Annotated in this window: 9 protein-coding genes; 1 reads left to right on the top strand and 8 read right to left on the bottom strand. The window is 59.0% G+C overall.

The genetic code is table 11. From position 1 onward, the window contains the following. Positions 1-57: 57 nt before the first annotated feature. The 5 genes from PQG80_RS04225 to PQG80_RS04205 form a co-directional block, all read right to left on the bottom strand. Positions 58-651, bottom strand: a complete 594-nt coding sequence (locus PQG80_RS04225; protein WP_271749877.1) for a YdeI/OmpD-associated family protein — start codon at positions 649-651, stop codon at positions 58-60. Positions 652-675: 24 nt separating this feature from the next. Then, on the bottom strand, positions 676-2,931 hold the full coding sequence (locus PQG80_RS04220) for an excinuclease ABC subunit UvrA (RefSeq protein WP_271749876.1): 2,256 nt from the start codon (positions 2,929-2,931) through the stop codon (positions 676-678). A gap of 93 nt (positions 2,932-3,024) precedes the next feature. Continuing rightward, positions 3,025-3,363 (bottom strand): ArsR/SmtB family transcription factor, encoded by a 339-nt coding sequence (locus PQG80_RS04215; protein ID WP_271749875.1) that lies wholly within the window; start codon positions 3,361-3,363, stop codon positions 3,025-3,027. A gap of 172 nt (positions 3,364-3,535) precedes the next feature. Then, positions 3,536-5,962 carry a molybdopterin-dependent oxidoreductase gene (locus tag PQG80_RS04210; RefSeq protein WP_271749874.1) on the bottom strand — a complete coding sequence of 809 codons (2,427 nt, stop codon included), beginning with the start codon at positions 5,960-5,962 and terminating at the stop codon, positions 3,536-3,538. A 12-nt stretch (positions 5,963-5,974) separates the two neighbouring features. Then, positions 5,975-6,397: a hypothetical protein gene (locus tag PQG80_RS04205; RefSeq protein WP_271749873.1), complete on the bottom strand. Its 423-nt coding sequence runs from the start codon at positions 6,395-6,397 to the stop codon at positions 5,975-5,977. 212 nt (positions 6,398-6,609) lie between these two features. Here PQG80_RS04205 and PQG80_RS04200 point away from each other — a divergent pair, with 212 nt between their 5' ends. Beyond that, positions 6,610-7,551: an ArsR/SmtB family transcription factor gene (locus PQG80_RS04200; protein WP_271749872.1), complete on the top strand. Its 942-nt coding sequence runs from the start codon at positions 6,610-6,612 to the stop codon at positions 7,549-7,551. A 110-nt stretch (positions 7,552-7,661) separates the two neighbouring features. On the opposite strand, the gene PQG80_RS04195 is transcribed toward PQG80_RS04200, so the two are convergent. From PQG80_RS04195 to PQG80_RS04185, 3 genes are read right to left on the bottom strand one after another with little or no spacing between them, the layout of a single operon-like run. After that, positions 7,662-9,056, bottom strand: a complete 1,395-nt coding sequence (locus tag PQG80_RS04195; protein ID WP_271749871.1) for a hypothetical protein — start codon at positions 9,054-9,056, stop codon at positions 7,662-7,664. Between the two features lie 19 nt (positions 9,057-9,075). After that, positions 9,076-10,227, bottom strand: a complete 1,152-nt coding sequence (locus PQG80_RS04190) for a saccharopine dehydrogenase family protein (protein WP_271749870.1) — start codon at positions 10,225-10,227, stop codon at positions 9,076-9,078. A gap of 39 nt (positions 10,228-10,266) precedes the next feature. Further along, positions 10,267-11,271 (bottom strand): hydroxyacid dehydrogenase, encoded by a 1,005-nt coding sequence (locus PQG80_RS04185; protein ID WP_271749869.1) that lies wholly within the window; start codon positions 11,269-11,271, stop codon positions 10,267-10,269. Between the last annotated feature and the right edge of the window lie 72 nt (positions 11,272-11,343).

Below are 11,343 nucleotides of genomic sequence, written 5' to 3'. Positions count from 1 at the left end.
TGGAAGCGCTCCTCTTCTTCAACTATTTTCGTTCTAGGAATTTAGTAATCGTACGCGTTAATCGTCGATCCCCTTGCCTTCCAGAATCTTGGGCATATACTTTTCGACGCGGGCCTCCCGGGTCTTGGACTGCTTGGGCTGGGCGAAGTGAAGAAGGTATGCGCGCTGCCTGCCCGGCGTAAGGGCCTCAAAAGCGGTTTTCAGCGCCGGGAGCTCGTCGAATTTGACCCGAAGCTCATCGGCAACCACGAATTCCGTACTTTTTTTGAATTCGACTTCCAAGCCTGCTTTCTCGACGTTGATCGCATCGTGAAGGTAATCTCTCAGCGCCGATGCTAGTGCCGCGATCTCGCCGACGTCGGTGAACCGGATCTGGCGCGCCGCTTGAACGTTCTCCGTCTGCTGAATGAGAATGCCTAGGGGATCCTTGAGCAAGGCGCCTTTGTGAAACAAAAGCGCGCAATATTCCTTGAAGCCGTGAATTAATACAACGTTTTTATTTTGATACGTGTAGCAGGGGTGCATCCACTTGAAGTCCTCGGTGAGACCGCAGTCCATGACGATTTCCCTTAAGAGCTCGTATTGGGCCTTCCATCGTTTAGACTTTTGGAAAAATTCGTCGGCCTTCGGATGCGTGATGCGTTGGGTCATGCCGTCTCTCCTATCCGGGATGCGTTATGTCAAATACCGGCCCGTAATCGATTGAGGCGCACCGACGAGCTGCTCCGGCCGGCCTTTGAACACGACCTGTCCGCCCTTGCTGCCTCCGTCCGGACCCATGTCGATAATCCAATCCGCCTGGCTGATGACCTCGAGGTTGTGCTCGATGACGATGACCGTATTGCCGGCGTCCACGAGCCGGTTCATGATCTCCAGCAAGTGGCCGATGTCCGACATATGCAGGCCGGTCGTCGGCTCGTCCATCACGTAGATGCTGCCCTGCTTGTGCAGCTCGCTGGCGAGCTTGATACGTTGGCACTCCCCGCCCGACAGCGTGCTGAGCGGCTGGCCGAGGGTAATATACGTCAGTCCTACGTCGCTCAGCGCCTGCAGCTTGCGCACGACTTCTTTCAGCTGGAAAAAGGCCAGCGCCTGCTCCACCGTCATCTCCAGCACTTCCGCGATGGACTTGCCGTTCAGCTTGTAAGCGAGTACCTCTTCCTTGAAGCGTCTGCCTCCGCAAACCTCGCACGGCAGCTTCACGCTATCGAGAAAGGCCAGATCCGTATAAATGACGCCTAAACCTTGGCAGTTCTCGCAAGCGCCCTTCGAGTTGAAGCTGAACAAGCCCGGACTCACCTTATTCGCCGAGGCGAACGCCTTGCGGACATCGTCCATGATGCCCGTGTAGGTCGCGGGGTTGGAACGGGTCGACACGCCGATCGCCGATTGGTCGATGACGATCGCATCCGAATGCTGGCCGAGGAATACTTCGTTGATCAGCGTGCTCTTGCCCGAGCCCGCGACGCCCGTCACGACGGTCAGCACGCCAGTCGGAATGTCTACGCTCACGTGGCGCAGGTTGTGCAGCGCCGCGTCTCGAATGGACAGCTTGCCGGACGGCTGTCTGCATTCGCGCTTCAGGAGCAGCGGTCGCTTCATGAAGTTGCCGGTCAGCGTGCCAGACTCCAGAAGTCCCTCGTAGCTTCCTTCGTACACGACGGTGCCGCCGCGGCTGCCGGCATGCGGGCCGACGTCGACGATATGGTCCGCCACCTTGATCACGTCGGGGTCATGCTCGACGACGATGACCGTATTGCCTTTATCTCGCAGCTTCTGGAGCAGCTCGTTAAGCCGGTGGACGTCGCGAGGATGCAGGCCGACGCTGGGCTCGTCGAATATGTAGGTCACGTCTACCAGACTGCCGCTCAGGTGCTTCACCATCTTGACACGCTGCGATTCGCCGCCGGACAGGGTGTCGGTCTCGCGATCCAGCGTCAAGTAATCGAGGCCGATATCCACCAGATGCTGCAGCCGCTCCGTCAGCGATCGGACGATGGGCGCCGCCGCCGGATCGTCGATTGCGCGAATTTCGCCGATCAGCTGTCCGACCTCCATGGCCGAGAGCTCCGCGATATGATGTCCGTTGATCTTGCAATTCAGCGCCTGCTGATTGAGTCTCGCGCCGCGGCAGCTGGAGCAGGTCCCCTCGGTAATGAACGGAGCCACCGTCTTCTGCGTGCGCTCGGACTTCGTCTTCACGTCCTGCTTGACGTACTTGTTGGTAAACTTCTCGACGGCGCCTTCCACCGTAATATTCATAGCCTTCCCGGCGAAGTCCATCTTGACCTTGCGGGCCTTGGCGTACAGAAGCGCATCCAGTTCCTCTGCCGAGTAATCGCTCAGCTTCTTGTCGAGGTCGAACTCGCCCGACTGCACGATCATATTCCATTCCCATCCGCCGACACCGTAGTCGGGCAGCATAATCGCGCCTTCGTTCAGCGACTTGGACAGGTCCACCGCCTTGCTCATATCGACGCCAAGACGGCGTCCGATGCCGTTGCACTCCGGGCACATGCCTTGCGGATCGTTGAACGAGAACAGATTCACCGGTCCGACGTACGGCTGGCCGACGCGCGAGAACAGCAGACGGAGAATCGGGGAAATATCGGTAATCGTGCCCATCGTGGAATGCGAACCGCCGCCGAGGCGCTTCTGATCCACGATGACGGCCATGCTTAAGTTCTCGATCGCGTCCGTGTCGGGCTGCGGGTAGCGAGGCAGGAACGTCCGCACGAACATGCTGAAGTTCTCGTTCAGCAATCGCGTAGACTCGGCCGCGATCGTATCGAACACGATCGACGACTTGCCTGAGCCGGATACCCCGGTGAAAATCGTAATCTTCCGCTTGGGAATGCGCAGCGAGACATTCTTGAGATTATTCTCCCTGGCACCGGAGATGACGATATATTCTTGATTAGGTGCGCTCATGCTCTACTTCCTTCCAGTGAGAGATCGCTGCGAATGGGATGATGCCGATTGCGCCTTCGAGCGCGCGAGCGGACGAGAATCCGGAAGACAAACTCATTCTTCGAGATCCTCCTTCAATAATTGGTCCAGGCGAAGCAGGTTCGTACGCCAAAATTTGTCGTAGAACGACAGCCAATCCTGGATCTCCCGCAGCGGAGCCACGTTGAACTTGTATCGCGTTTCTCTGCCGACCTTGCGGTCTTGTACGAGTCCCGCTTCCTTGAGGATCGTCAAATGCTTGGATACTGCCGTACGGCCCATAGGAAATACGGGCGTCAATTCATGCAGCGGCAGCTCCTCCGTCTCTGCCTCTGCGAGCAGACGAATAAGCTGGCGTCTGGTCGGATCTGCGATCGCGTCGAATACGTCGCGCGTTGGATGGTTTACGCTCATGACATCCTCTCCTAAACCTAGAAACGCATGGGTGTCCTCCTCACATTGTTGGTTGCTGCGGGCCGTGCTTATTCAAGTTCCAGTCTCTACTAGCGACGCAATGTGGATTGGTCACCATGCGGTGTCTATTCCATTCTAGGACGCCTTTTGGCGGCGTGTCAACCGTGTTGCTTCATATTTGCTTGAGATAGGGCCTGTAGGCCGGCAGCGTCACGTTCGCGGCCGAGAATGGAATCTCCAGCGTGCGGCCGGCCTGGACGCCATGATCGGCTGCGAGCCGGTTAGCCCGGCGCAGATCGTCCAGACGGATGCGATAATGGTCTGCGACGGTCTGCAGCGTATCCTCCATCGTCAAGGTATGGGCGTGCCTGATTTTCTCGATTCTGCAGGCGGATTGCTTGAACGTCGGCTGCTTGGACAGCGGATCGACGAAGTCCGCCGTCAGCTCGTTCGCCGCTTGGCGCCCCTCCCAGCTGCCGTAGTGGAACGGCACGAAGATGAGGCCCTTCTGCACCGTTCTTCCGATATTCGCCGGCACCTCGATCCAGCCGCGCGGCGACGCGATCCGCACGATCTCGCCGGGCACTAGGGACAACGCCTCGGCATCCTCTTCGTTGATTTCCGCGTAAGCGTTGGGTGCGATAGCCTGCAAGTACGGGGATCGGGCCGTTTTCGTCCTCGTATGCCAATGCCATACCAGCCGCCCGGTCGTCAGCCAGAATGGATAAGCTGCCGTAGGCCGCTCCGGCGGCGGCGAGTAGCGGGTCGGATGAAGGATAGCCCGTCCGTCCGCCTTCAGCTCGGCATATTCGGCCTCGGTGAGCGGACGCCCCGTGAACTGATCCTTCGTGTAGCTCTGCGCCTCGTCGATTTCCGTGCGGAACTTGAGGTCGGCGTACAGCCTGGGCGTGCCGAGCGGCGCAACCTCCGTCGCCGGCCAGCGAATCCCGTTCTGCCGCTCCAGCTTGTCGTACGTCATGCCGCTCATATCGCACGGTCTGCCGCGCGATATTCTTTTCCATTCCTCGAAGCACTGCTCGGGCGTATGGTACCCGATCAGGGGTTGGCCATCCTTGTCGCGGAAGTCCATGCGGCGCGCGAAGTCCAGCAGGATATCGAAGTCCGACCTCACGCCCTCGGGCGGATCGACGGCCTTCCGCAGCACGTTGATGGTCCGGTCGGCATTTTCCATCGTGCCTTCCTTCTCGCCCCATAGCGCGGCCGGCAGGATCACGTCCGCTACCGCCGCTGTTTCCGTCAGGAACGGGTCCTGTACCACGACAAAAACGCGCTCCAGCGCCTTTTTTACTCGTGGCCGATTCGGCAGCGATACAAGCGGATTGGTCCCGATATTCCAGAACAAGCCGATCTCGTCGCGCTCGATCATGGAGATTTGATCCTCGATGCCTTTCTCCGGTCCGGCGGGCAGCACTCGCTCCTCCACGTTCCACAGCCGCGCCATCTCCTGCAGATGCCGCGGGTTCTGCGGATTCCGGTGCGCGGGATAGGTGCCGACGCCGCCGACGGTCCGGTTCGCGGAGGAGCTCGGCTGCCCGGCCATATGAAGCGGTCCGCAGCCCGGCTTCCCGATTAAGCCGCGGATGAGGTGGTAGTTGTTTATCGCCACGCAAGCCGTCGTCGCATCCGCGCTCTGGAACGTGCCCTGGAGCGTCGTCGTGACGACGCGGGCGGCCTGTCCCAGCGCCTTGGCGCCTTTCTCCAACTGATCGACCGGTATTCCTGTGACCTCCGCGCATTTTTCCGGCGTCCATTCCTCCACCGATTCCAGCATTTTGTCATAACCGATCGTATGCTTCCTAATAAAAGCCTCGTCGATCTGCCCCGCCTTGACGATCATGCGCGTCAGACCGTTCAATAACGGCACGTTGGTGCCCGGATAGAGCTGCAGGTGCAGATCCGCTTCCTTGGCCGTGGGCGTAAGCCTCGGATCGACGACGATAAGATATGGTTTGCCGGTTCTGTTCTTGCGCTGCATCACCCGCTCGAACAGCACCGTGCCGGTCTCGGCCAGATTGTGCCCGAACAGCATCAGCACGTCCGCTTGGTCCACGTCGCCATAGGAAGCCGGCGTGCCGTCCGCCCCGAAGGATTGCAGCAGGCAGAACTCCGTCGTCGACGTGCACAGCCGGGTATTGGCGTCCAGCAGATGCGTCCGGAGGCCGGCCCTTCCGATCTTCGCGATCGTATAATAGTCTTCCAGATGGCCCTGGCCGGTGGAATAGATAGCGATGCTGTTCGGTCCTTTTTGCTTCAGCGTTTCTTTCGTTTTTCGCACGATCAGCGACATGGCTTCTTCCCAAGAGGCCGGTACTAGCTCGCCAGACGCATTCCGGATAAGTGGCGACACCAGGCGATCCGTGCTGTTGTTCGCATACCATTGGTTCTCGCCTTTCGGTCCGAGCCGCCCGCGGTTAATCGGATGCTCCGCATTGCCCCGGATGCCCACGATCTTGTCGTCCTTCACGGCAATATGGCAGCCGCATCCGACGGAGCAAATATTGCAGGTGCTGTACACCCATCGGTCGACCTCGCCTTGCGAATACACGTTCATATCTACCCGTTCATCGATCCAGGACAAGTCGACGCCCCCTTAACGAAGTATTGGCAAGTAAAAGGAAGGTATGACGTATTTGACGGCGTCATAGCCGTACCGGTCTTCGAGCAGCCGCGCGGCCTCCTTCAGCCGGGACTTCATCTCTTCAAGCAGGGTCAGCAGGTGCTCCCCTTCGGCTTCGAACGGATCCTCCGACCACTTCAGATGGCGGAGCCAGGAGCGGAAGTAGGAATCGAGCAGATCGTCGTCGTTATACACGATCGCGATTTCTTTTTTGCAGTCGGCGAGCTCGACCCGTTCGTCGCGGAGCTTCGGCAGCAGCCGTTCGATCTGTTGCGTCTGCTCGCGCAAAACGACCAAAAGCAACGTAACGAGCGGATTGTCGGCACTCCGGGTCTCGCGCTCGATCTTCCGGGCGCCCTCCGACACGGCTTCGAATAACGCATAGAGTTCGGGCATACAAGTCCTCCTCGGGGGACTGCGGTTTATTCAACAGGAGCTATCCATGCTATCTAATTAAACGTCAATCCCGAACCTTCAAACCTGCGGACGCAACCAAAGAGAACGCGCTGTCGCTGTCTCCGAGCTTCTCTACAAAGGGGTCGTACAGCAAACTGCTTCGTTATATGTTAACCTGGTAGTTATACAAAGGAATAAAGAGGATGATAGCGATGGAGATCGAGTTCAGCACTAAACACATGGAAATATGGGAATGCCTGTCCTCTTCGACCCGCGTACGGATGATCGAACTGCTAAGAGACGAACCGATGAATCTGAGAGAACTGGCGGACAAGCTCGGCATCTCGGGAGCGATCGTCTCCAGGCATGTGCAGCAATTGGAATCGGCGGGACTTATAGCCGCCGATTCGGTACCAGGCGAGCGTGGCCGCCAGAAGATGTGCCGGCTGCTTCATGATCGGATGACCATCGTTTTTCGACCATCGTCGTCATCGGAGCATTCCCCCGCTGCGGACTGGAACGATGGAGGCAAAGGTTATCGGGTCTCCATTCCAATCGGGCAATATACGAAATTTGATGTCAAACCGTCCTGCGGCTTGGCCTCTTTCATCAAGCGAATCGGCATGGTGGACGATCCGCGGTATTTTGCCGACCCCGAGCATGTGGAAGCGCAGCATCTCTGGTTCTCAAGCGGATATGTCGAGTATCGGATTCCGAATTACCTGATTACCGCGACGACGCCGACCGTTCTGCGCATGACGCTCGAGATCGGATCCGAAGCTCCGGGATACCGGGAGGATTGGCCATCGGATATCGACTTTTCCATTAACGGCGTTCATGTCGGCAGATGGACCAGTCCGGGCGATTTCGGCAAATCGAGAGGATTGTTGAACCCCGATTGGTGGGGAGATCGCGATTCCCAGCATGGGGTTCAGAAAGCGCTCTTAGTGACGGAGGATGGCTCCTTCATGGACGGCGTCAAGATCTCGGACGTCCGCGTGTCCGAACTGGGCATCCGCCCGGGCAGCGAGATATACTTACGGATCTCCTCTTCTGAGTCGGCAGCGTATCCCGGGGGCGTGAGTCTGTACGGTAGGAAATTCGGCAACTATCCGCACGATATTGAAGTCATGGTTCGTTACGAAACCGTATGATGGAAAAGAACAAGCTACCCCGGAAACAGGGTAGCTTGTTCAATTGTTTTATGACATGAAGTATCGCGGGAAATACGGAATTTAATTAACGTAGTTAATTATGAGCGCATTCATGATTCGTAGCTTATCACGACACTCGTTAAATATACGAGAAACACGATACCCATGCATCCTGCGAATTTGTAATTCGGCGCCGCCGTCTCGAACACCGTTTTCTTGAGCAGCCCCGCCAGCAGGTTGTTCACGGCCGAAGCCGGAGACACGGGATTGGATAGGGCCCAGCTCCCGAGCAGCAGCACGGCGAGCGATACCGGGCTCATCTCTACGCCGAGCGGATCGATGCCTCCGGCCAGGATGGTAACCAGCACGATCGGATGTACGCCCAGCGCGGACGTGCCCACGATCAAAGCTAAAGTGAGGATGGAAAACGTCATGGCTACCGGAAGCGGGATCGCGCTCAGCAGTTCCGGAACAGACTCTCCGATACTTGAGGCGCCGATCGAACCGCTAAAGAAACCTGCTGCCAGAAATAGCGCGATCTCTTTCTGCAGAGCGGGCAAAGTGACGGTTGCGTGATGGCGAATCCCACGCCGGTAGAAGGATAGTTTCCCCTTTGCCGCGCACCAGATCAGCGGGAAAAAAATCGCAGCCATGCAGATCAGCAGGACCATGGGCAGATCGATCGTATTCTCCATGGTCAAGATGACGATCATCGCGCCGATTAAATACATGCCGAGTCCCATCGGGAAAGCGGCGCTCCCCTCCGTTATCGTCGTTGCCAAGCGGGCCTCCCCGGGTGCCGATGAAGGCGCTCCCGTCCCTCGCACGCGACGCAGTTCCCGATAATCGACCGCCAAGCCGACGATAAGGCTAATGACGGCAAGTACAAGCATATGAGGCAGTACCGACGACCAGGGAACGCGAAGCGTGGAGGTTACGAGCGTCATCGCGGCAAAATACGGAGACCATAGAATGGCGCCGGCGAATCCGCGGTTCATGGCATTGGCCAGCACCCGGTTCAATCCGGGACGCGGCTTGACGAACACCATCTCGTAAACGACGGGAATCGATCCGACGTTGATGAATACGCACAATATTTGCGTCAAAAGCTGCGTCCCTGCGACTAACGCGGCAGGGCTGCTGAATTTCGCCTCGTAGAACCGCTTCAACGCATCGACATATGCGGGGAGTCGAACCGGAATGCCGAACAAGGGGGCGAACAGAAACAGCGTAACGATCGTAACGTTCACGCCGGCCGCGTCGAACCATACGCGGGCTTCCGCCGACCGCGCCGACAAGAGAACGACCCCGGCTACCGCGAATATGGCGGTCAGCCAAAACGTCATCCCCTTGAGTCTCGGCAGCAGCAGGACGATGGCAAGAAACACGAGTCCTCCGAGCAGAAAAGTCAGCGACGTCAAATGAGAGAGCTGCTGCGCTATAAAAACAGCGGCAATGGAGAAAATGACGCCTCTCTCCATTGCCGTCCTGAATGCGGATGTCATCCTTATTGGCCCGCTTTCCCTACTGTATCTCTTCTCTGAACGAGATCGCGATTCCCCGGTTCCCGAGTTCCTGTACGAAAGGTTCGAAATGCTCGCCGATAATGACGTCCTCGATCGCGGCCACGCCGCGCTTGCCGAGTTTGCCTTCCGCCATCCATTCCGTCAGCAGGATGGCCGGGAAGCCCGTCGTTTTCGCCATGGAGGTGATCTGCCGTTCGCTGTCGTACGCGTCGACCATCTCCCATTCCAGCTTGGTCGGTCTTCCGCCCCGGGTTCCAGTGACCGTGACGCGCAATACGGTCATATCCTCGTTCGAGCCGCCCTTCATCTTCCGTTCCAGCAGCGGGATCGCGACCCGCTGCGGGGAGACGAGCGCGCCGTCTACGTCGATCGGCGTCTCGTCCAGGAAGCCCAGCTCGGCGAGCACGCTCATTTTTTCCCAATGCCCCTTGTATCGCACCGTCTTCTCGTACAATCGCTTCACCTTCGACCGCAGCGTATACGCCGTGCTGTGCGCGTCCGTGACCACGGCTTCGCAATCGCCGACCGGATCGGGGAATCGCAGCCGCTCAAGGCGCGTCAGCGGCGGCAGCTTCACGAGTTCGCCGTTCTCTACGGCGAGCGCCGGCTTGGTGCATAGTCCGAGCAGGCTCTCCAACCGGAAGACGACCTGATACCAGAGCGGCGGGAGCGGATGCCGCGGCAGTCCGCCGCATAGCATGACGGCCTCGTCCGCCTCGTCGAGCAGCTCGATCCCGCGGGCGGCCAGGAAATTCGCGATGCCTGGCGCCACGCCGGCGCCGGGCACGACCAGCACGCCGGCTTCGAGCGCCTTCTCGCCAAACGCCGCTTTCTCCTCGTAATTCGAGCCGACCAGATCGATCAAGTGGCATCTTGCCGCGATGGCGGCACGGATCGCCAGCAGGCTCAAGCTATGCGGCAAGCAAGAGACCGCGATGTCCGCCCCGCGCAGCAGTTCGACCATCCTGTCATAGTCGTCCAGTACGGCCGACATGCCGGAGACCTTGGCCGAATCCGCCGCCGCTACGCACCTCGCCACGCTCGCCGCTACGGCATCCACGGCCACGACCTCGTCGATCGAGGCGACCTGGCCGAGCTCGCGGACGATGACGCTCCCGATCATTCCCGTACCCAATACTACGACTCGCACGGCATTCTCCCCCTTTTTCCCTTTATTCCCGGAGCCGTATTACGGCGTTTGTCTATCTCTTGCTTGCGTCAGCACTTCCGGATTTCCGACGTACTCCGGCGTCTCCCCCCGCAGCGCGCGAAGGACGTTGCGGGCGACCGTCGTCGACGTGATATAGTTGCACTCGACGGTCGTGCCCCCCACGTGGGGCGTTACGATTACGTTCGGCAGCGACAAGAGCGGGAGGTCTGCCGCGGGAGGCTCCGGATCGAATACGTCAAGCCCAGCGCCTGCGATTCGCCCTTCCGCCAGCGCTGCGTACAGGTCTTCTTGATTCACGACGGCGCCGCGCGCCGTGTTGATGAAGTAAGCCGTCGGCTTCATTCTGCCAAGCAGGCTTCGGTCGATCAGATGCCGCGTCTCGGCCGTGAGCGGGATATGTACGGATACATAGTCGGACGCGTCGAAGATATCCGATAGAGACGTCGTAAGTTCGACGCCCAGCTCGCGGGCGATGCCGCTTTTCGTCTCGTCCTTCTCCCTGACCCAGGCGGCGACTTCCATCTCGAAGCCGAGCTTCAGCCTTCTCGCCGTCTCCCGCGCGATTTGGCCGAACCCGATCAAGCCCGCTTTTTTGCCTCTCAGCTCATAGGTGGGAACGACGCTGCGGGATGAGAAATGGCCCCTGCTCATCTCGCCGTGCAGCCGAACGACGGACTTGCCGAGCGCCAGCATCAGCATGACCGCATGCTCCGCGGTCGACACCCGATTGACGGACGGCGCATGGAGGACGGGAATGCCGTACGCCGTCGCGCAGGCCACGTCGATGTTGTCGAGGCCGACGCCTGCGCCGGAGATGACCTTGAGCCGCGGATTCGCGTCGATCACCTCCCGCGTGATCCGCGCCGGGGCGCGCAGCACGATGCCGTCGACGTGCCGGGCCATCTCGCACAGATGCGGGATATCGTAGCGATCCGTCCGCAGCACCTCCGCGCCTTCCTCTAGGACGAGTTGTCCCGCTTCGTGGTACATCGACAGAATTTGCAATACTTTCGGTTTCGCCATCCCTGGCTCCTTTCCCGCCCTGCTGCCGCCGCAATCATGCTATAATGGGCTCCATAATACGCCATCCGGCAG

It is taken from the genome of Cohnella rhizoplanae, from assembly GCF_948329515.1.
Lineage (GTDB): Bacteria > Bacillota > Bacilli > Paenibacillales > Paenibacillaceae > Cohnella > Cohnella rhizoplanae.
Note: the sequence above shows the minus strand (reverse complement) of the source record. Positions and strands in the feature narration are given on the sequence as shown.